Genomic DNA, 20072 nt, shown 5'->3' on the forward strand with positions numbered 1-20072 from the left:
GTCACGGACATCGTTATCAGGAGTGTTCCAATGGAGTTGACCACCATGAAGACCCGCACCGCAAACTTCCCGTCCAACTCACTGCGCGGGCTGAAACTGGCCGCGCTGGCCCTGGGCAGCAGCCTGGTCCTGGCCGGCTGTGCTGGCAATCCGCCGACCGAACAGTACGCCGTGACCCAGTCCGCCGTGAATTCTGCGGTCAGCGCTGGCGGCACCGAGTACGCCGCAGTCGAGATGAAAGCTGCACAGGACAAGTTCAAGCAGGCCGAAATCGCCATGCATGACAAGAAGTACGACGAAGCCAAGCGCCTGGCCGAACAGGCCGAGTGGGATGCCCGCGTCGCCGAGCGCAAGGCCCAGGCAGCCAAGGCCCAGAAGGCCGTGCAGGATGCCCGCCAAGGCGTCAATGACGTGCGTGAGGAAGGCCTGCGCAGCGCCCAGTAAGGCCTGCCTGACCGCCCACCTGCCTTCGTTATCGATCAAAGGATGAACACTATGCGCAACTACGTAATGATCCCCGCCCTTCTGGCCCTGAGCGTTGGCCTGGCTGCGTGCTCGCACGACCCGAACGCCAACCTGGAATCGGCCCGCACCAACTTCTCGTCGCTGCAGAGCGATCCGCAGGCGAGCAAAGTCGCGGCGCTGGAAACCAAGGACGCTCAGGACTGGCTGAACAAGGCCGACAAGGCCTACATGGACCGCGAAGACGAGAAGAAGGTCGACCAACTGGCCTATCTGACCAACCAGCGCGTCGAAGTGGCCAAGCAGACCATCGCCCTGCGCACCGCCGAAGGCGATCTGAAGAACGCCGCCGCCCAGCGCGCCCAGGCCAAACTGGACGCCCGCGACGCGCAGATCAAAGCCCTGCAGGACAAGCTCAACGCCAAGCAGACCGACCGCGGCACCCTGGTGACCTTCGGCGACGTGCTGTTCGACTTCAACAAGGCTGAGCTCAAGAGCAGCGCCCTGCCGAACATCACCACCCTGGCCACTTTCCTCCAGGAAAATCCAGAGCGTAAGGTGATTGTCGAAGGCTACACCGACAGCGTCGGTTCGCAGAGCTACAACCAGAGCCTGTCCGAGCGTCGCGCCAACAGCGTGCGCATGGCGCTGGTACGTGCCGGCATCGACCCAGCGCGCATCGTCGCCCAGGGTTACGGCAAGGAGTATCCGGTTGCGGACAACTCCAGCAACTCTGGCCGTGCCCAGAACCGTCGCGTGGAAGTCACCATTTCCAACGACAACCAACCGGTAGCACCGCGTTCGACCATCCGTTGATAGCGTCTGCTCGGTAATATGAAAAAACCCGCCTCGATGGCGGGTTTTTTCATGCCTGCAGGTTTTATTGCACCTGTTGCGGCGTGTCCTGACCCATGCAGCGGATCGCCCGCTTGCGGTTGTCCACCAGCACGCCCGTCAGGCCCTTCTGCTGGGTATCGAACAGCACCAGCACGCCGTCGACGCACTGCGCCAATTGCGGCGAGGGCTCCAGCGATACCTTGTAGTCTTCGCCCGGGATGGTCTTGAGCATGGTGTAGTCCTGCAGCAGCAGCGCGTCTTCAGGCTTGGCGAAGTGCAGGTAACCGTAGTACCACAAGGCCCCCACGGTGACGATGATGGTGCCTATGCCGGTCAGGATCAGCGGGATGGCGTTGCGTTCTTCACTCATTGCGGGTGGTTCTCGTCAGGGTAGTTCGGCACTTCCGCCAATCGGCGCAGGCCGTTGAAATGGCTGGGATCGTCGAGAAAACGCAGCATCACCTGACGCCAGGTCGGGTCGGCGAAGGTCTGCACATGATCGCCCCGGGTCAGTTGCAGCACGCGCGGCGGCGGTGCGTGCTGGTACAGGCGGATACCGTTGGCCATCGGCACCAGGTTGTCGTCGATGCTGTGGAAGAACAGCTTCGGTGGGCTGTCCAGACGCTCGATGGAACGGATCGCGCTGTCGCCGTCGGGTACCAGCCAGGACAGCGGCACCTGCAGCGGCCAGGTCATCCATGAGGTGCTCAAGGCAAAGCGCCCGACATCGCGGTAGCTGGCCGGTACGCCGTCGAACACAAGGGCGCTGAAGCGCTGGCGTTGCTGGGGGTGTTCGGCCAGATAGTGGATGGCCATGGCCCCTCCCAGGCTCTGGCCCAGCAATACCAGCGGCTTGCCTTGGACCTCGGGCGCCTGCCCCAGCCAATCCAGGGCGGCTTCGATGTCCTGGTACACCGCCGGCAGCGTAGGCTTGCCGGCAGACAGGCCATAACCCCGGTAGTCGAGCATCAGCACCTGATAGCCCTGCTCAGGCAGCCAGTAGCTACCGCCCAGGTGCCAGGCCAGGTTGCCGCCGTTGCCATGCAGGTGCAGCACCGTGCCCTTCACCGCGACGCCGCCTTTGGCCGGTAACCACCAGCCATGCAAGCGCGTGCCATCGCGCGCCGTCAGCGTCACGTCGCGGTACTGCAACTGCGCACGCTCTGGCGTGAACGGCTGACCGGGCTCGGGGTAGAACAGCAGACTGCTGCAACCGGCCAGGCACACCAGCCCGAGCCCCAGCAACAGCGTACGGCAGCGCTCAGAGAATGTTGGCGTAGTCGGCTTCAATGCGATCGAGGCTCAGGTGGTTGAGGAAGTTGGAGAAACACATCCAGGCCGACAGCGCGTTGAGGTCGCGGAACTGCTCGGGAAGGTACTTCGGTGGCGCCACCAGGCCCTCTTCGACCAATTGACGCAACGTGCGCATGTCTTCCAGCGTGGTCTTGCCGCAGAACAGCAGCGGGATCTGCTCCAGCTTGCCCTTCCTCACGGCCAACTGAATGTAGTTGTAGACCATGATGAAGCCCTTGAGATAGGACAAGTCTTTGGTGAATGGCAGGCCATTGGGCACGGAACCACGGAACACGCGACTGGCATTGCCGTAGCTGTCGGCCATTTCGAAGCCCTGATCGCGGAAAAAGGCGTAGACCTGCATGAAGTCGGCGCCCTGCTCCACCATGTGGATGGCGCGGGTACGGTTGGTCAGTTTGCGCAAGCGGCTAGGGTAGGAGGCGAAGGCGATCACCTCCATGAGAATGGCCAGGCCCTCCTGGGTCACGGTGGACGATGGCGGGCCTTTGGAGAGGAAGGTGCAAATGGGCTGGTTGAGGCCGTTGAGGGTGGTTCCGACATGCACCAGCCCTTCATGCACCTCCAGCGCCCGCACGTCCCGGCTGTTGAACAGGGCGTCGCTGCGCACCTTGATGTAGTCGGCACCCGCCGCGGCATCGGCGACGATACCGTCGGACTCGAACACGCGGATGGTTTCTTCCGCCTCGCCGAACACCTTGTTCAGGCGACGCTGGAGAATTTCCACCGCTTCCTTGGCCGTGAGGTTCTTCGGCTCGTCCTTGAGATCGCCCCGCCCGTCGATGTTGTTCAGGTAATCCGAAAGCATCAGCCCCAGGTCGGCCAGGGTCGGGTCACCCGCGTGGAAGGCATCGGACGCGGCGCCGTACAGCTCCTGGGAGATCAGGCCGAAGTCCTCGGTGCCGCGCGCTTCGAGCATGCGCACCACCATGCGGTACTCCTTGCACATGCGTCGCATGATCTGCCCGACTGGGTTGAACTGGCCGAGCTGGCGGGTGATGTCGCGCTCGATGCTCTGGAATTCGGCTTTCACCGCGCTGGAGTCGAACGACAGCGGCCGGCTTTGATAGTAGGCGCGATCCACCGCCGGCGGTTCCTTGCCCTTGGTCTTGTAGAAGCCCTGACGAATGCCGTCGTCCCACTTCACCGCATCCAGCACCCGTATCGGGGTCTGGGCGGCGACGATACGGTCGGACAGCGCGCGGATGGTCTGTTGGTAATCGTCCACCGGGAACTCCTTTCTGAAAAACGCTGGCCGTGCCGGGCTATAGCTTTGAGGCCAATAGCGAACGCTTCAGCCGCAAAGCGTCCGGCAGGTTTATTTGCTGGCCCGCTGGAACCGCGCCGCTTCCACGAACAGGTCGGAGTTGGCCGGGTCGTCCAGGTACGCCAGAACGCGTTCGGCCGAGCTGTCGATCAACACGCCCGCGCCGTTGTCTTGCGGCACCTCGGTGCGGCGACCACTGAGTTCCTGCTTGTCCACGGCCTGCTGCATCTGTTCCACGTCCAGGTTGTAGACCACCAACTGTTTGCCATCGATCAGCTCGAAGCCGCCGATCACATAGTGGCCACCCAAGGACTTGGGCACCGCCGCCGACAGATACCAGCGGTTGCCATGGCGCGACACGGTGAAGTCGTAGGACTGTGGCGCCTTGCCCTGGGTGCGGGCCACCGCCTTGTAGGTGTCACCAACCGTGCGGCTGATGGTCAACTGCAGCGGCTGGCCCCAGGCATCCTTGCTGCTCCAGTGACCCACCAGGCCCTTGGGCGCCGCCTGATGCGCCGCCAGCGGTTCGTCGAACGTCACCAGGCATCCGCCCAGCAGCAGGAACGACAGGGTCAGCAACAGCACACGCCAGGCTTTCATCGGGTTCTCCTTGAAGAAATCGGCTACGCCTTACACCGCAGCCAGCACCAAGTGCAGATAGCGGGTCAGGATAGCGAGCATCTGCTCGTCGGCCTGGGCATCGGGCGCATCGAGCAGGCCCTGATATTCCATCTGCTCGATGATGGCCGTCAACACCAGGGCGTCCTGTTGCGGCTGACGCGAGCCGACCACCTCGAGCATCTGCCGCGCACCATGCAGCAGGATCTGCTCATGGGCACGCACCAGTTCGGCCAGACGCGGACACAGCAGCGCCTCCTGGCGGAACGCCTGTTCGGCCAGCAGGAAGTCGCGGCGGTTGAGCAATTGGCGGGTGACATAGTCAGCGGTCATGCGCGCCACTTCGTCGGCCAGACGCGCCCGTGACAAGGCGCTGCAATCGCCCTGGGCGAGCAAATGACGCAACACCCCTTCGGTGTTGGCCCACAGCTTGGCCATGTAGGCGGCGCTGCGCTCGACGTACTGGGCGAAGCTGTCGGTGAGCAGGTCCTCGATGTCCTTGAAGTAATAGGTGGTGGCCGACAGGGGCACACCAGCCTCGGCGGCCACGGCGCGATGCCGCACGCCGCGCACGCCGTCACGCACGACGATGCGCATGGCGGCGTCGAGGATCTGCTGGCGGCGCTGCTCGCTGCCCTGGCGACTGGCCTTGCGGCCTTGATACTGGACGCTCTCGGCGACGGCATTGGCCACGCCGGCAGCCCCTTGCTGGGCAGTTGCGGGTGTCACGGGAAGTACCTCACGAAATGCAAGAAAAAGCCGCCTGGGGAGGCGGCTTGGTCAGTGGGCTCAGGCCTGCGGGCGCATGTGCGGGAAGAGGATCACATCGCGAATCGATGGCGAGTTGGTCAGCAGCATCACCAGGCGGTCGATACCGATCCCCTCACCGGCGGTCGGCGGCATGCCGTACTCCAGGGCGCGCACGAAGTCGGCGTCGTAGTGCATGGCTTCGTCGTCACCTGCATCCTTCTCGGCCACCTGGGCCAGGAAGCGCTCGGCCTGGTCCTCGGCGTCGTTGAGCTCGGAGTAGGCGTTGGCGATTTCGCGGCCGCCGATGAACAGCTCGAAACGGTCGGTGACGGCCGGGTTGTCATCGTTGCGGCGAGCCAGCGGCGAGACCTCGAACGGGTACTCGGTGATGAAGTGCGGCTGTTCCAGCTTGTGCTCGACCAGCTCTTCGAAAATCATCACCTGCAGCTTGCCCAGGCCCTCGTGGCCGAGCACCTTGGCGCCAGCCTTCTTGGCGATGTCACGGGCCTTGTCGACATCCTGCAGGTCGGCCGCGGTCAGCTCCGGGTTGTACTTGAGGATCGAGTCGAACACGCTCAGGCGAGCGAACGGCTCACCGAAGTGGAACACCTTGTCGCCATAGGGCACGTCGGTGCTGCCCAGGACCAACTGTGCCAGCTCGCGGAACAGCTCTTCGGTCAGGTCCATGTTGTCGCGGTAATCGGCATAGGCCTGGTAGAACTCGAGCATGGTGAACTCGGGGTTGTGCCGGGTCGAGACGCCTTCGTTGCGGAAGTTGCGGTTGATCTCGAAGACTTTCTCGAAGCCGCCGACCACCAGACGCTTGAGGTACAGCTCAGGCGCGATACGCAGGAACATGGCCATGTCCAGCGCATTGTGGTGAGTTTCGAAAGGCTTGGCGGCGGCGCCACCGGGAATGGTCTGCAGCATCGGCGTTTCGACTTCGAGGAAGTCGCGCTCGGCGAGGAACTTGCGGATGTGCGAAATCACCTGGGAGCGCACACGGAAGGTGTGGCGCGTGTCCTCGTTGACCATCAGGTCGACGTAGCGCTGACGATAGCGCTGTTCGGTGTCGGTCAGGCCATGGTGCTTGTCCGGCAGTGGACGCAGCGACTTGGTCAGCAGGCGCACGTCGGTCATCTCAACGTACAGGTCGCCCTTGCCGGAACGCGCCAGGGTCCCTTCAGCGCTGATGATGTCGCCCAGGTCCCAGGTCTTGACCGCTGCCAGGGTCTGCTCGGGCAGGGTCTTGCGGTTGACGTAGACCTGGATGCGCCCGGTCATGTCCTGGATGACCATGAACGCGCCACGGTTGAGCATGATGCGGCCGGCGACCTTGACCGGAATCGCGGCTGCTTCCAGTTCTTCCTTGGTCTTGTCCACGTACTGCTTCTGCAGGTCGTTGCAGTAGCTGTCGCGACGGAAGTCATTGGGGAAGGCATTGCCCTTGGCCCGCTCGGCGGCAAGTTTGTCCTTGCGCAGGGCGATCAGAGTGTTTTCTTCCTGTTGCAGGTCTTGCGATTCGGTCTTCAGGTCGCTCATGTCGTCATTGGTTCCATCAGGTGTTCGTTGCCCCTGTCGGGCAGGCCACGCGACACCGGCCCCAGGCCAGGTATCGCGGCGGTGGTGTGCGGTTTACAGGCCCTGCTTGAGGCTCGCTTCGAGGTACTGATCGAGGTCGCCGTCGAGGACTTTCTGGCAATCGCTGCGCTCGACGCCGGTGCGCAGGTCTTTGATCCGCGAGTCGTCAAGCACGTAGGAGCGGATCTGGTGACCCCAGCCGATGTCCGACTTGCTATCTTCCAGCGCCTGGGAAGCGGCATTGCGCTTCTGCATTTCCAGCTCGTACAACTTGGCCCGCAGCATTTTCATGGCGGTGTCCTTGTTGGCGTGCTGGGAGCGTTCGTTCTGGCACGCCACCACGGTATTGGTCGGCACGTGGGTGATACGCACCGCCGAGTCGGTGGTGTTGACGTGCTGACCGCCCGCACCGGAGGAGCGGTAGGTGTCGACGCGCAGGTCGGACGGGTTGATCTCGATCTCGACCTTGTCGTCGATTTCCGGCGAAACGAACACCGCCGAGAACGAGGTGTGGCGACGGGCGCCGGAGTCGAACGGGCTCTTGCGTACCAGACGGTGCACACCGATCTCGGTGCGCAACCAGCCGAAGGCATATTCGCCCTTGATGTGCACGGTGGCGCCCTTGATGCCGGCGACCTCGCCTTCGGACAGCTCGATGATGGTGGCATCGAAACCGCGCTTGTCGGCCCAGCGCAGGTACATGCGCAGCAGGATGTTGGCCCAGTCCTGCGCCTCGGTGCCGCCGGAACCTGCCTGGATGTCGAGGTAGGCGTTGTTCATGTCCATCTCACCGCTGAACATGCGGCGGAACTCCAGTTGGGCGAGGGATTCCTCGAGCCCTTCGAGTTCCCCGATCACATCGCTGACGGCTGCGTCGTCACCCTCTTCCACGGCCATGTCGAGCAAGTCCTTGCAATCGGCCAGGCCGCCGGACAGCTTGTCCAGGGTCTCGACCACCTGCGCCAGCATGGCCCGCTCGCGGCCCAGGCTCTGGGCATACTCAGGCTTGTTCCAGACGGCCGGGTCTTCCAGTTCGCGGTTGACTTCGATCAGACGATCACTTTTGTGATCGTAGTCAAAGATACCCCCGAATTGACTGGGAACGCTCGGTAAGGTCCTTGATGGTATTGAGGATCGGTTGGATTTCCATGGGCGGGCAGCTCTCGCGCGAATTCGGTGAAAAGCCCGCGAGTATATCGCAGTCTGCCGCGTGACGGCAGGCCCACGCAATCGTGTGTTTTTGCTGAATCCAGGTGTGATTCAAAGGGGCTTGCAAAGCTGTCTTGATTGATACGGATTCAAGACAGCCTTGCAACCCAATGAGGTGCCTGCTCAAACCTGCAGCCTGAGCCGACGCTCAGGGGAGCACTGCTTGATCTTCCTCGAGATAGCTCATAGGCGTAGAGGTGGATAGCCGGCGCAAATCCACTTTGACGACCGGCAGCCAACCGTCGGTGCTCTGCTTGAACTTGCGCTGGAAGTTCATCGCCGCTTCTCGCCCTTGGCTACTGGTATAAAAGAACGCCTCCATCGGGAGTTGATCGGGAATATCCTGCGGCCATGTGGCTACCAGCACTTCATTGTAGGTATCGACGATATTGGGCGGACGCTTGTCCCTGACCTTGTACGCCACCGCAAACTGACCGGCATCGCGAGTACTGAGTGAGCACTGATACTTGGAGTTTTCGATGGTGCGGGTGAACGCGTACCAGCCCGTCACAGTCGTTGCTTGCTGGCTGGCGCAAGTGCTTAGATCCAAATCAGCGGCAGACCGATTCGACGGCTGTAGTCCGCAACCATTGGCTGGGCGCCCTTCAAGTGCTGTCCAGGCGTCGTAGGCATAGACGCAAAGGTAGCGCAGGTCGAAGCCCTTCTCGATGGCCAGTTGCTGGGGCAGAAATATGAAACCGCTGGCGGTATGCAGACGCGTGACATGAGTACCCCGCCGTAGCCAGGACAACGACACCGCACCCAGTTTCTCAGCCCTCGGGCTTGGGTTCCACGGCATGAAATCGCCATCATCTATAGCCCGTATCAGCAGACCATTACAGTAATACGCGGGCGTTCCAGCTCGGCAGCTATCACGGGTGTCGACGAAACGTTGGTTGAGCGCCTGAGCTACATCTCGACCTGTCCTGGCCTTCTTGACCGCCAATCGGGCAGAAGGGGACACAATCACCCGTTCATCGGGCCAGCGGGTAACACTGGCAGTGACGAGCACGTGCCCATCCAGAGCGGCACGCGCCACGTCGTGTGGCACCGCGAAGGACAAGCCCCGGTGGTCTTTACCGACAACCTTCGACTCGGTCCAGGACTTCTGCGCATTGGACCACTGAAGCGTGATGCGATGACCTTCTGCCATACCCGGGTAGTCGACGTAAACATCGACGGGCTGCGTCCCCAGCGAGGAGAGCTCCAGCACGCCACTGCTGCCTACGCCTTTGATCTCAGGCGCCGGCACCTGAGCTACACGTTGATCCTCAACGTGATAACTGAACGGAGATTGTTCGAGGCGATCCAGGTCGAAGGCAACGACCGGTACCCACAGGCCCGTACGGGCATGGAACTTGTACTGGAAGGTCCTGGCATCCTCCAGCGAACGCACATCGCGCGCACGGTAGTAAAAGGCCTCGATCGGCAACTGCGCCCCGTGGCCCTGGGGCCAAAGCTCGACCATAAGCTCGTTCCAGGCGGCGTTCATGTTATCGGGCTTGTTGGCACGCACCTGGTAGCTGACCGCAAACTGATCAGCCTGACGCGTGCTCAAAGAACACTGATAGTCACGGTGAGCCAGGCTTTTAGTGAAGGCGTACCAGCCTTCGACGGTAGTGGCATTCTTGCCAGCGCACGTGCTGAGATCATCGTCCGAAACGCGCTCTTGCTTGAGTCCACAGCCTTTGTCGGGACGTGTACCCACCAGGGTGCCGGCATCATAGGCATAAATGCACAGGTAGTTGACAGCCTTCCCCTGAGCAATGGCCTCCGATTGCGGCAGAAAGATGAATCCACTCTTTCTGTACAGGTTATCGGTATGGGTGTCGACGCGGAAGTACGAAAACGATATCGCCCCCAGCCGCTCGCCGGAAGGACTGGGATCCCAGGGGTCGAAGTCGCCGTTATCTACCGAACGCACGATGATGCCGTTGCAGTAGTAGGCCGGAAGGTTGCCAGGACAGGCATTCTCGGTCGCGTTGAAACGTGCGTTGAGCCGCTGCGCAATACCGTCCCCCGTGGAACTACCCTCCCTGCCCACCGTGACGTTAAAAGCAGGCGAGGTCACTTCGGGTTGAGTGCCTGTTTTGACGCTGGCCGTTACGACCGCCCCACCGCCATCGTCGCCTGCGACCACAGAGGACGGAATCTGAAAGGCCATGGGTACACCAGGCACGGCCACCACCTGCTCCGGCGCCTGGTAGTCGGACGTCCCCTTCCAGTTCAGCGTGACGACATCGCCAACCGTCATAGGCTTGTACAGAAAAGTGATCACGACCGATTCGCCAATCTGGTCAAGGTTGACATGCGCGGCGGCAGAGTCGGGGAATCTCGGCCTGTACAATTCAAGCGCCAGACCTGCAGTGACTGACGAAGAAGGCGCCGTCACTGCATTTGATTCGGACCAAGCGGGATTCGGGAACAGCGCTGAAAGAAGCAGAACCAGCGCGTACGAAACGAAGGAGGAGCTGACAACCGTTGGTATATGCATGATGCCACCTAAGCACTTGAATGCCACAACCCTGGCGATAGTGGCTATTGAAATGCCTGAAGACAAAGCGCGGTACTGACAAAAATATCAGTGACACTCCCCCCTTGACGATCATAAGTGCACAGTCCTGACAAGGCCGGCGCTCAACACATCGCCATACGGGGTGTAATCGGTAGCTCCTGCCTCTTACAATGCGCGGCCTGGTAGTCTCAAGCGATACCGACCTGATTGCGACCGCTGTTCTTGGCCTGGTACAGGCCTTTGTCCGCCGCCGAGATCAGTTGCCGGCAATGGCTGCCGATCGCCGGGGTCTGGGTGGCCAGGCCGATGCTCACCGTCAGGCTCGAGTCCGCCTGCGGTGCGCTGTGGGGAATTTTCAGCGCCAGGACGGTCTGGCGCAGCTTTTCCGCGATCAGGCGCGCGCCGCCCGGTGAGGTGTTGGGCAGTACCAGGGCGAACTCCTCGCCGCCGTAGCGCGCCGGCAGGTCACTGGGCCGCGAACAGGAACCGCGAATGGCCTCGGCCACCTGGCGCAAGGCCTCATCGCCGGCCAGATGGCCAAAGCTATCGTTGTAGGCCTTGAAGTAGTCCACGTCGATCATCAGCAATGACAACTGCTGCTGCTCGCGCATGGCCCGGCGCCACTCGAGCTCCAGGTACTCGTCGAAGTGGCGGCGGTTCGACAGCCCGGTCAGGCCATCGGAGTTCATCAGCCGCTGCAGCATCAGATTGGTGTCGAGCAACTGCTGCTGGCTCACCCGCAAGGCCCGGTAAGCCTCGTCGCGCTGCAACAGGGTCAGGTAGGAACGCGAGTGATAGCGGATGCGCGCCACCAACTCGATGGTGTCCGGCAGCTTGACCAGGTAATCGTTGGCTCCGGCGGCGAAGGCGGCGCTCTTGACCAGCGGATCCTCCTTGGTCGAGAGGACGATGATCGGAATATCCTGGGTGGCGGGGTTGTTGCGGTATTCGCGCACCAGGGTCAGACCGTCCAGGCCCGGCATGATCAAGTCCTGCAGGATCACCGTGGGCTTGATGCGCATCGCCTGGGCCACCGCCTGATGCGGGTCGGCGCAGAAGTGGAAGTCGATGTTCTCTTCATGGGACAGCCCGCGACGCACCGCCTCGCCGATCATCGCCTGGTCATCGACCAGCAGGACCATGGCGGCACCTTCGTTGATCGTCGTGAAACCTTCGATCGGTAGATCATTCATCTGTATTCACCAGATCACTACCGACCACTCGGCGTGACTCAACACATGTCGTCATTTCGGAAAGATTTCCACTAGTCGCCCGGCAATCCGCTCCAGCGGCCGAATCTCGACGGCCGCCTGAATCGCTGCGGCCGCTTTGGGCATGCCAAATACCGCACTGCTCTGCTGGTCCTGGGCAATGGTCAGAAAGCCCTGCTCGCGCATCAGCTTCAAACCCTGGGCGCCGTCACGGCCCATGCCGGTGAGCAGCACCCCCACCGCCTCGCTGCGCCAGAAGCGCGCCACACTCTCGAAGAACACGTCGATCGAGGGTCGATAGATTTCGTTGACCGGCTCGGCGGTGTACGCCAATTGGCCGTTTTGCAACAGCCGAATATGGTGGTTGGTGCCGGCCAGCAGCACCTGACCCGGCTGCGGCGGCTCGCCCTCGCGCGCCAGGCGCACCGGCAGCCCGGACACCCCGCTGAGCCACTCGGCCATCCCGGCGGCGAACACCTGATCGACATGCTGGACCAGCACGATGGCGGCGGGAAAATCCCGCGGCAACGCCTTGAGCAGCACTTCCAGAGCCGCCGGACCACCGGCTGAGGAGCCGATGGCCACCAACGCACAGCGCGACGCCGGATTACGCGCCGGTGCATCCAGCGAACGTGCCGCACTGGAGCGTTGCTGACCGATCAGCCAGCCGATATTGAGGATCTTGCGCAGCAACGGCGCGGCAGCCTCACGGGCATCGCCCGCGCCCAGCGCCGGCGTATCGACCACATCGAGCGCGCCGTGGCCCATGGCCTCGAACACGCGGTGCACGTTCTGCTTGCGATCCACCGTGACGATGACGATCGCGCAGGGCGTTTCGGCCATGATGCGTCGCGTCGCCTCGACGCCGTCCATCACCGGCATGATCAGGTCCATGAGGATCAGGTCGGGCGTGAGTTCGGCGCACTTACGCACGGCCTCCTCACCGTTACCCGCGACCCACACCACCTCATGGGCAGGCTCGAAGGCCAGCGCACGGCGCAAGGCTTCCACGGCCATGGGCATGTCATTGACGATGGCGATTTTCATCCTTGTGCCCCTCCGATCAGCTCCACCACGGCGTCCAGCAACGCATCGTCATGGAAGCTGGCCTTGGCCAGATAATAGTCGGCACCGGCGTCCAGACCACGTCGTCGGTCTTCTTCCCGGTCTTTGTATGACACCACCATCACCGGTAATGACTGCAATCGATTGTCGCAACGGACCAAAGTCACCAGTTCGATGCCATCCATGCGCGGCATGTCGATGTCGGTGATCAACAGGTCGAAATCCTCGCCTCGAAGCGCATTCCAGCCATCCATGCCATCGACCGCCACGGCCACCTCGTATCCGCGTGTGCTGAGCAGCTTGCGCTGCAATTCGCGCACGGTGAGCGAATCGTCGACCACCAGCACGCGCTTGCGCGGTACGCCTCGACCAGCGCCCGCGCTGCGCTCGATGCGCTCCAGGCGACCGGTGCTGAGCAGCTTGTCCACCGAGCGCAGCAAGTCTTCGACATCGATGATCAGCACCACCGAGCCGTCGTCGAGCAACGCCCCGGAAGAAATGTCCTGCACCTTGCCCAGACGCGGATCCAGCGGCATCACCACCAGCACCCGCTCGCCGATCAGGCGCTCGACCGCCACCCCATAAAGCTGCTCGCGCTCACGGATGACCACTACGCGCAGACTGTCCGCATCCCCCTGCGCGGGCGGACGATTGAGCAACTGGCTGGCGGCGACCAGGCCGATATGGCGGTCTTCGTGCCAAAAGTGCTGGCGCCCCTCGATCTGCACGATGGATTGCGCGGGGACGTCGAGGGTGCGCTCGATGTGCGCCAGCGGGAAGGCGTAGGCTTCGCTCCCGACCTCGACCACCAGGCTGCGCACCACCGACAGGGTCAGCGGTACTTCCATGTGGAAGCAGCAGCCGTGGCCTGGCGACTGGGTCAGCTCGATCGAGCCGCGTAATTCGCGAACCATGTGCTGCACCGCATCCAGGCCCACCCCGCGTCCTGACACCTCGGTGACCTGCTCGCGCAGGCTGAAACCCGGCAGGAACAGGAAGGTGAGCAGTTCTGCTTCGCTCATCTGTGCGACGGTTTCGGCCGGCGACAAGGCGCGCTCGACGATGCTGCGGCGCAGGCGCTCCAGGTCGATACCGGCGCCATCGTCGGTCAGCTCGAGGATCAACAAGCCGGCCTGATGGGACGCGCGCAAGCGCAAGGTGCCATCGGCCGGCTTGCCCGCCAGCAAGCGCTGTTCCGGCGACTCGATGCCGTGGTCGACGGCGTTGCGCAGCAAATGGGTGAGCGGTGCATCCAGGCGCTCCAGCACATCACGGTCGACCTGCGTCTTGTCGCCCTCGATCAGCAACTGCACCTGCTTGCCGAGCGACCGGCCGAGGTCGCGGACCATGCGGCTCTGCCCGGTGAGTACGTCGGCGAACGGCCGCATGCGGCACGCCAGCGCCGTGTCATACAGCAATTGAGCGCGTTGACTGGCCTGCCAGCCGAACTCGTCGAGGTCGGCGGCCTGCTGCTGGAGGATCTGCTGGGTTTCGGCCAGCAGGCGTTGGGTCTGGGCCAGGGCCTCGAGCACCTCGACGTTCTGAGCGCTGCCCTCGAGCTGGCCCCTGAGCCCGTCCAGCGCACGCATGCCCTGGCCATGCATGCGCTTGAGGCGCTGCAGGGTGGCCAGGTAAGGCTTCAGGCGTTGGGTTTCCACCAGGGATTTGCTCGACAGGTCAAGCAAGCTGTTCAAGCGATCGGCGGTGACCCGCAATACCCGCTCGCCGCCCTCACCGCCTCGCCTGCTGGTCTTGGTAGCGATCGCCGCTTCGGATTCGGGTTCGCGCTCGACCGTGGCCACCGGCAACGCCGGCGGATACGCTGGGGTCGGGGCGGGCGCAGGCTCGGCGGGCAGGCTCGGGCGCGGCACGATGGGCGTGGTGGGATCGAGCAGCGCCGCCATCTGCACCAGGAACGCCGGCACCGCTGCCTCGCCTTGCAGATCGCCCGGGGTGGCGATTCGCATGAGCAGATCGGTGCCCTGCAACAAAGCGTCGATGTGCTCCGGGCGCAACAGCAGTCGCTGTTCCTGAGCTGCCACCAGACAGTCTTCCATGACATGGGCCACGCTGACGCCCGCATCGATCCCGACGATTCGCGCGGCGCCCTTGAGCGAGTGCGCGGCACGCATGCAGGCCTCGAGCTGATCGGCCTGGGCCGGATTGCGCTCCAATGCCAGCAGGCCGGCACTGAGCACCTGGGTCTGGGCCTCGGCCTCCAGGCTGAACAGTTCGAGCAGCGAAGCGTCGCGCATTTGCTCCGGGGTCATGACAGGCTCCGCTTCACGGCAGACAGAAGTTGGCGCTCATCCAGCACGCGCACGCTGCGGGCACGCCACTGCAGTACCGCCAGGGTGAAGGTCGCGGCGTCGCGCTCGTCCTGCGCCTGCGCAAGGTCCAGGCGATGGATGCCGTCGACCTCGTCCACCGGCAACACCACCGGCCCGCCCTCGGCGGCAAGGATCAGCATGCGCGGCATGATTCGGCCCGGGCGCTCAGCGCCTGAGACTGCGGCCACGCCCAGCAGGTCGGCGAAGGACAGGCACGGCACCAGCGCACCGCGCACGTTGGCCACCCCCTGCAGGACTCGCGAGCGTTGGTGCGGCAGCGAATGCACCGGCAGCAGCGGTTCGATCTCCGCCAGGCAGGCTGTGGCCAACGCCAGCCACTCCTCGCCCAGCCGAAACAGCAGCATGGAGCGTCCCGCAGCCCTCGGCTCGACGCTGACGGCCTCGACCTGCTCGTCCTGTTGCAGCGCGTAGCGATCCAGCAGTCGGGTGGCCGCAGCGGCGTGCACTTCGCAGTTACGACAGTGGATATGCCGTTCAAGCAACGGGCATTGCTTGTCGCCGTGAACACCGATGCGGTTCCAGCAGTCATCGATATCGTCGTCGGCCCGGGCGATCAGTGGCAGGCCCTGTTGCTCGCTCATCGCTCAGACTCCCGGTCCGCCTTCGCCGCACGCGCCTGCAGGCGCCGTGCGCCGGCACTGTCCCCCTGGGAGGCCAACAACGCGGCCAGGTGCATCAGTGCCTCGGCATGCTGCGGCTCCAGATACAGTGCCTTGCGGTAATGCTTGAGCGCCTCGCCGGCATCGCCCTGGGTATCGCTGAGCAAGCCCAGCCAGTAATACACCTGGGCCTTGGGCGCGAACTGGCGCAAGTAACGCTCGCAACTGGCGCGGGCCTGATCGCTGGCGCCGCTGTTGGCCAAGCGCGCAATGCTCGCCAGCAGTTCGGGCTCACCCTCGCTCGCCGCCGGTTCTGGCAGCGGCCTGATCGGCGCTGGCGGAGTGCGGGTAGCCTGCAGCGCATTCGGCGCCCAGGCAGTCGCTCGCGGCGGCGGTGCGGGCGTCGCCGCCACACGCACGACAGGTGCGGGACTGGGCGGCGCAGTGACGCTGGCGGGATCCTGGCGCACATAGGCGAACGACTGCGCGATACCGACCGGGCGCATGCCCAGGCGTGCCAGCAGGCTGCCCTCGGCCGGGCCGATGAACAATACACCGTCGTCGTGCAGCAACAGCTTCAATACCTCGAACACGCGCTGCTGAGTCGGGATGTCGAAATAGATCAGCAGGTTGCGGCAGAACACGATGTCATACAGTCCACTGCGCGCGCGCAACGCCGGATCGAGCACGTTGGCCGCTTCCAGGCTGACCTGCCGGCGGACCCGCTCGGATAACTGGTAGCTGTCGTTGACGCCTTCGAAGTGCCGGTCACGGAAGGCCAGATCGCTGCCGCGGAATGAATTGCGTCCATACACCGCGAGTTCGGCGCGCGCGATGGAGCTGGGGCTGATGTCCATGGCGTCGACGCGGAAGGCACAGGGCGCAAAGCCCGCGTCGAGCAACGCCATGGAAATCGAATAGGGCTCTTCGCCGGTCGAGCACGGCAGGCTGAGCAGGCGCAAGGGCCGGGCACCGGCCAGTTCGGCCAGGCGCTTACGGGCCAAGGTGGCCAGCGCGGTGAACGACTCGGGGTATCGGAAGAACCAGGTCTCCGGCACGATCACCGCCTCGATCAGCGCCTGCTGCTCGACGGTCGATTGCTGCAGGCACAGCCAATAGTGGTCGAGGTCGCCGGCCGCCGACGCCGCACAGCGTTGGCGCAAGGCGCGCTCCACCATCGAGGCGCCCACCGACTCCACGTCCAGCCCGATGCGCTCCTGGAGGAAGCGGAAAAAGCGCTGCTCGCTCATTCAGCCTCCGCTTCAGAGACTTCGGGGAACAGCAGCCGGCGCACATCCTCGTCGAGCAAATCATCGACCTGAATGCGCTGCAGCAGGCCATGTTCGTCCTGTCGTACCGGGCCGAGGTAGCGTGCTTCGCGGTTATCCACGCCATACGGCAGGAACTCATCGGGTTGGCAGCGCAGGGTGTGGGTGGCCTGTTCCAGCACCAGGCCCAGGCGAAGCGGCGCGCGCAGGGGATCGCCTTGATAGTGCACCAACACCAGACGCGTACCGGTGCGGCGCGGCGCAGGTGTGCCGAAGCTCAGCGCCGACAGGTCGATGACCGGCACCAGCGTACCGCGATGACCAAGAATTCCGGCCACCCAATGCGGTGCCTGGGCGATGGGCTTGAGCGGGCGCAGCGGCAGCACCTCGATCACCTCGCGCACGTCCAGGGCGAAGCGCTGCTGGCCAATGCTGAACTGCAGGTACAACACGCCCTTGTTTGCGGTCTGGCGCTGCTCGTGCGATTGCGGCTCGGCCATCGTCGTCAGACTTTGAAGCGCGAGACGCCGCCGCGCAGTCCGGTTGCCACCTGACTCAATTCGTCGATGGCGAAGCTGGCCTGACGCAGCGACTCGACCGTTTGCGTGCTGGCATCGCTCAACTGAGCCAGCGCCTGGTTGATCTGCTCGGCACCGGTGGCTTGCGCCTGCATGCCTTCGTTGACCATCAGCACGCGCGGCGCCAGGGCCTGCACCTGATGGATGATCTGGGTGAGCTGCTCGCCCACCTGCTGCACCTCAAACATGCCGCGGCGCACTTCTTCGGAGAACTTGTCCATGCCCATGACCCCAGCCGACACCGCAGACTGGATCTCGCGCACCATCTGCTCGATGTCGTAGGTGGCCACCGCGGTCTGATCGGCCAGGCGACGCACCTCAGTGGCCACCACGGCGAAGCCACGGCCATACTCACCGGCCTTCTCGGCTTCGATGGCGGCATTGAGCGACAGCAGGTTGGTCTGGTCGGCCACCTTGACGATGGTCACCACCACCTGATTGATGTTGCCGGCCTTCTCGTTGAGGATGCCCAGCTTGGCGTTGACCAGGTCGGCCGCGCCCATCACCTGGTGCATGGTTTCCTCCATCCGCGCCAGACCTTGCTGACCGGAGCCGGCCAGGCTGGAGGCCTGATCGGCGGCGCTGGTGACCTCGGTCATGGTGCGCACCAGGTCGCGAGAGGTCGCGGCGATCTCGCGCGAGGTCGCGCCGATTTCAGTGGTGGTGGCTGCGGTTTCGGTGGCGGTGGCCTGTTGCTGCTTGGAGGTGGCAGCAATCTCGGTGACCGAAGTCGTGACCTGGACCGACGAGCGCTGGGCCTGGGCGACCAGGTTGGCCAATGCCTCGGCCATGTCGTTGAAGCCGGTCTCGATGGCGCCGAACTCATCCTTGCGCGCCATGCTCAGGCGCACGCTGAGGTCGCCCGAACTGAGTTTGTCCAGGGCCTGCACGATGCTGCGCATGGGCGCGCTGATGACCCGCATCAGCAGCAGGCCGCAGATGCCGGCGGCGAGAATCGCCAGGATCAGCGATACCACCATGCTCACCTTGGCCGTGGCCACCGCATCGACGATGTCCCGCGTGGCGGCATTGGCTGCTTCGGTGTTGCGGTCGATGACCGTGTTCAGGTGCTTGCGGCCAGCGGTCCAGGCCGGCGTCAGCACCTCGATGATCAGGCGCTCGGCTTCGGCATAGTTCCCTGCTCGATAGGCACCCAGCACCTGATCGATGGCTTTCTCGTACGCTTGTTCAAGCCCCACGAAGGTATCGAAGGAGGCTTGATCCTGGGCATCCTGGATGGTGCCCTGGTAGTTGGCCATCTGCTCTTTGAGCCGGTCGTGGAAGCCCTTGAACAGCTCGGCGTCGGCCGAGCTCAGCTCGCGGTGCTCGGACAGGCCGACCAACTGCTGGGTCGCGACGTAGCTGTCGACCCAGGCGCTGCGGATCATCGAACTGTAGTAGATGCCGGGAATGCTGTCGGACCCCACCGCTTCCTCGCTGGACTCGATGGTCACCAAACGCGAGTAGGCGGCCACGATCATCAACAGCATGATGGCGATGATCACGGCAAAGCTTGCCAGGATCCGTTGGCGCAAGGTCCAGTTCTTCACAATCAGCCCTCAGGAAAGCTTCACGAGCGGGAAAATCGTCGAAGTATAGCCCAGGCGCCTGACGCTTTATCGGGAGAATTGAAGGCTTACCGGGCTTCCGTGCCCGATGGGTAGCTAAAAGCCATCTCAGGATGTCGATACCTGCCTGACCTGCAGTTCAAGTTCCTCGCGCAATGCGGGTTCCAGGCGCAGTTGGCGAGCCAATTCGTCGAGGTAAGCACGTTCCATGAAGTGCTCCTGATCGACCATCATCACGCTGGCCAAGTACATCTCGGCGGCCATCTCCGGCGTTTGCGCCGCACGCGCCACCTCTGCCGGATCGAGCGGCTTGTTCAGTTCGCCCTGCAACCAGCGCTGCAGCTCTGGGTCGCTGTCCAGGCGCGTGAACTCGCCCTCGATCAGCTCACGCTCACGCGCATCGATATGGCCATCGGCCTTGGCGGCGGCCACCAGGGCCTTGAGTACGGCCTGGCTGTGTTGCTCGGCCTGGGCTGGCGGCAGTCGGTCGAGCGTCTGCGGCTCGCCAGCGTCGCCCTGGCCCTGGCGCGCCTGCCAGTTGCCGTAGGCCTTGTAGGCCAGCACGCCCAATGCGGCGAGGCCACCGTAGGTCAGCACCTTGCCACCGACCTTGCGCACCTTCTTGTTGCCCATCAGCAGGCCCATGGCCCCGGCAGCCAACGCGCCGCCACCGGCGCCGGAAACCAGGCCTCCCAGGCCGCCGGCCTTGCCGCCGAGCAGATCGCCGAGCCCCGGCACCTTGCCGGTACCGGGCTTGCCCGACGAATTCTGCAGCAGCGATTGACCGGATTTGAGCAATTGATCGAGCAGACCACGGGTATTCATCTGGCGAACCCTCAAGGACAGGAAAGCACCAGATTACGACCGCAGTCTGAATCCAGG

At 63.6% G+C, this 20072-nt stretch carries 18 protein-coding genes; 2 read left to right on the top strand and 16 right to left on the bottom strand.

From position 1 onward, the window contains the following. Positions 1–30 precede the first annotated feature (30 nt). Together ACK2SD_RS19255 and ACK2SD_RS19260 are read left to right on the top strand one after the other, a co-directional pair. The gene (locus ACK2SD_RS19255) at positions 31–444 is read left to right on the top strand and encodes a DUF4398 domain-containing protein (protein WP_317871261.1); all 414 of its coding nucleotides are present in this window, start codon (positions 31–33) and stop codon (positions 442–444) included. 51 nt (positions 445–495) lie between these two features. Further along, the gene (locus ACK2SD_RS19260; protein WP_412460599.1) at positions 496–1278 is read left to right on the top strand and encodes an OmpA family protein; all 783 of its coding nucleotides are present in this window, start codon (positions 496–498) and stop codon (positions 1276–1278) included. A 64-nt stretch (positions 1279–1342) separates the two neighbouring features. Here the strand turns inward: ACK2SD_RS19260 and ACK2SD_RS19265 are convergent, their stop codons facing one another. From ACK2SD_RS19265 to ACK2SD_RS19340, 16 genes are all read right to left on the bottom strand, one after another. Beyond that, on the bottom strand, positions 1343–1669 hold the full coding sequence (locus ACK2SD_RS19265; RefSeq protein WP_412460600.1) for a hypothetical protein: 327 nt from the start codon (positions 1667–1669) through the stop codon (positions 1343–1345). Continuing rightward, positions 1666–2589: an alpha/beta hydrolase gene (locus ACK2SD_RS19270; RefSeq protein ID WP_412460601.1), complete on the bottom strand. Its 924-nt coding sequence runs from the start codon at positions 2587–2589 to the stop codon at positions 1666–1668. The genes ACK2SD_RS19265 and ACK2SD_RS19270 overlap by 4 nt, the downstream gene beginning before the upstream one ends. Further along, on the bottom strand, positions 2561–3838 hold the full coding sequence (locus tag ACK2SD_RS19275; RefSeq protein WP_039575801.1) for a flavohemoglobin expression-modulating QEGLA motif protein: 1278 nt from the start codon (positions 3836–3838) through the stop codon (positions 2561–2563). The genes ACK2SD_RS19270 and ACK2SD_RS19275 overlap by 29 nt, the downstream gene beginning before the upstream one ends. Positions 3839–3928: 90 nt before the next feature. Then, complete coding sequence (locus tag ACK2SD_RS19280) at positions 3929–4477, bottom strand: hypothetical protein (protein WP_342649545.1); 549 nt, start codon at positions 4475–4477, stop codon at positions 3929–3931. A gap of 30 nt (positions 4478–4507) precedes the next feature. Further along, positions 4508–5224 (bottom strand): TetR/AcrR family transcriptional regulator, encoded by a 717-nt coding sequence (locus ACK2SD_RS19285; RefSeq protein ID WP_412460602.1) that lies wholly within the window; start codon positions 5222–5224, stop codon positions 4508–4510. Positions 5225–5284: 60 nt separating this feature from the next. Then, the gene (lysS, locus tag ACK2SD_RS19290; protein ID WP_039575795.1) at positions 5285–6787 is read right to left on the bottom strand and encodes a lysine--tRNA ligase; all 1503 of its coding nucleotides are present in this window, start codon (positions 6785–6787) and stop codon (positions 5285–5287) included. A gap of 93 nt (positions 6788–6880) precedes the next feature. Beyond that, positions 6881–7976, bottom strand: a protein-coding gene (gene prfB / locus ACK2SD_RS19295) for a peptide chain release factor 2 (RefSeq protein ID WP_116887664.1) whose coding sequence is annotated in 2 segments (ribosomal slippage) — positions 6881–7903 and positions 7905–7976 — 1095 coding nt in all. Because the reading frame shifts where the segments join, the coding sequence is not laid out codon by codon here. A 207-nt stretch (positions 7977–8183) separates the two neighbouring features. Beyond that, the gene (locus tag ACK2SD_RS19300; RefSeq protein ID WP_412460603.1) at positions 8184–10529 is read right to left on the bottom strand and encodes a hypothetical protein; all 2346 of its coding nucleotides are present in this window, start codon (positions 10527–10529) and stop codon (positions 8184–8186) included. Positions 10530–10738: 209 nt separating this feature from the next. Then, the gene (locus tag ACK2SD_RS19305; protein ID WP_039575790.1) at positions 10739–11743 is read right to left on the bottom strand and encodes a response regulator; all 1005 of its coding nucleotides are present in this window, start codon (positions 11741–11743) and stop codon (positions 10739–10741) included. A 51-nt stretch (positions 11744–11794) separates the two neighbouring features. Next, a complete protein-coding gene (locus tag ACK2SD_RS19310; RefSeq protein WP_412460604.1) occupies positions 11795–12808 on the bottom strand; it encodes a chemotaxis response regulator protein-glutamate methylesterase in 1014 nt (337 codons plus the stop codon). Beyond that, complete coding sequence (locus tag ACK2SD_RS19315) at positions 12805–15096, bottom strand: hybrid sensor histidine kinase/response regulator (RefSeq protein WP_412460605.1); 2292 nt, start codon at positions 15094–15096, stop codon at positions 12805–12807. The genes ACK2SD_RS19310 and ACK2SD_RS19315 overlap by 4 nt, the downstream gene beginning before the upstream one ends. Next, positions 15093–15758 carry a chemotaxis protein CheW gene (locus ACK2SD_RS19320; protein ID WP_039575784.1) on the bottom strand — a complete coding sequence of 222 codons (666 nt, stop codon included), beginning with the start codon at positions 15756–15758 and terminating at the stop codon, positions 15093–15095. Before ACK2SD_RS19320 ends, ACK2SD_RS19315 begins: the two co-directional genes overlap by 4 nt. Further along, complete coding sequence (locus ACK2SD_RS19325) at positions 15755–17026, bottom strand: CheR family methyltransferase (RefSeq protein ID WP_039575783.1); 1272 nt, start codon at positions 17024–17026, stop codon at positions 15755–15757. Before ACK2SD_RS19325 ends, ACK2SD_RS19320 begins: the two co-directional genes overlap by 4 nt. Further along, positions 17023–17544 carry a chemotaxis protein CheW gene (locus ACK2SD_RS19330; protein WP_412460606.1) on the bottom strand — a complete coding sequence of 174 codons (522 nt, stop codon included), beginning with the start codon at positions 17542–17544 and terminating at the stop codon, positions 17023–17025. Before ACK2SD_RS19330 ends, ACK2SD_RS19325 begins: the two co-directional genes overlap by 4 nt. A gap of 5 nt (positions 17545–17549) precedes the next feature. Next, the gene (locus tag ACK2SD_RS19335; RefSeq protein ID WP_412462342.1) at positions 17550–19112 is read right to left on the bottom strand and encodes a methyl-accepting chemotaxis protein; all 1563 of its coding nucleotides are present in this window, start codon (positions 19110–19112) and stop codon (positions 17550–17552) included. A 186-nt stretch (positions 19113–19298) separates the two neighbouring features. Beyond that, entirely contained in the window at positions 19299–20015 is a 717-nt protein-coding gene (locus tag ACK2SD_RS19340; protein ID WP_304483914.1) for a tellurite resistance TerB family protein, read from the bottom strand. Between the last annotated feature and the right edge of the window lie 57 nt (positions 20016–20072).

Origin of the sequence: Pseudomonas sp. SC11 (assembly GCF_047039205.1) — a bacterium.
GTDB lineage: Bacteria > Pseudomonadota > Gammaproteobacteria > Pseudomonadales > Pseudomonadaceae > Aquipseudomonas > Aquipseudomonas boreofloridensis.

Excerpts from the sequence above, each read along its gene's own strand:
- ACK2SD_RS19255 (WP_317871261.1), top strand. The coding sequence starts at position 31 with ATGGAGTTGACCACCATGAAGACCCGCACCGCAAACTTCCCGTCCAAC.
- ACK2SD_RS19260 (WP_412460599.1), top strand. The coding sequence starts at position 496 with ATGCGCAACTACGTAATGATCCCCGCCCTTCTGGCCCTGAGCGTTGGC.
- ACK2SD_RS19265 (WP_412460600.1), bottom strand. The coding sequence starts at position 1,669 with ATGAGTGAAGAACGCAACGCCATCCCGCTGATCCTGACCGGCATAGGC.
- ACK2SD_RS19280 (WP_342649545.1), bottom strand. The coding sequence starts at position 4,477 with ATGAAAGCCTGGCGTGTGCTGTTGCTGACCCTGTCGTTCCTGCTGCTG.
- lysS (WP_039575795.1), bottom strand. The coding sequence starts at position 6,787 with ATGAGCGACCTGAAGACCGAATCGCAAGACCTGCAACAGGAAGAAAAC.
- ACK2SD_RS19300 (WP_412460603.1), bottom strand. The coding sequence starts at position 10,529 with ATGCATATACCAACGGTTGTCAGCTCCTCCTTCGTTTCGTACGCGCTG.
- ACK2SD_RS19305 (WP_039575790.1), bottom strand. The coding sequence starts at position 11,743 with ATGAATGATCTACCGATCGAAGGTTTCACGACGATCAACGAAGGTGCC.
- ACK2SD_RS19310 (WP_412460604.1), bottom strand. The coding sequence starts at position 12,808 with ATGAAAATCGCCATCGTCAATGACATGCCCATGGCCGTGGAAGCCTTG.
- ACK2SD_RS19315 (WP_412460605.1), bottom strand. The coding sequence starts at position 15,096 with ATGACCCCGGAGCAAATGCGCGACGCTTCGCTGCTCGAACTGTTCAGC.
- ACK2SD_RS19320 (WP_039575784.1), bottom strand. The coding sequence starts at position 15,758 with ATGAGCGAGCAACAGGGCCTGCCACTGATCGCCCGGGCCGACGACGAT.
- ACK2SD_RS19325 (WP_039575783.1), bottom strand. The coding sequence starts at position 17,026 with ATGAGCGAGCAGCGCTTTTTCCGCTTCCTCCAGGAGCGCATCGGGCTG.
- ACK2SD_RS19330 (WP_412460606.1), bottom strand. The coding sequence starts at position 17,544 with ATGGCCGAGCCGCAATCGCACGAGCAGCGCCAGACCGCAAACAAGGGC.
- ACK2SD_RS19335 (WP_412462342.1), bottom strand. The coding sequence starts at position 19,112 with ATGCTGTTGATGATCGTGGCCGCCTACTCGCGTTTGGTGACCATCGAG.
- ACK2SD_RS19340 (WP_304483914.1), bottom strand. The coding sequence starts at position 20,015 with ATGAATACCCGTGGTCTGCTCGATCAATTGCTCAAATCCGGTCAATCG.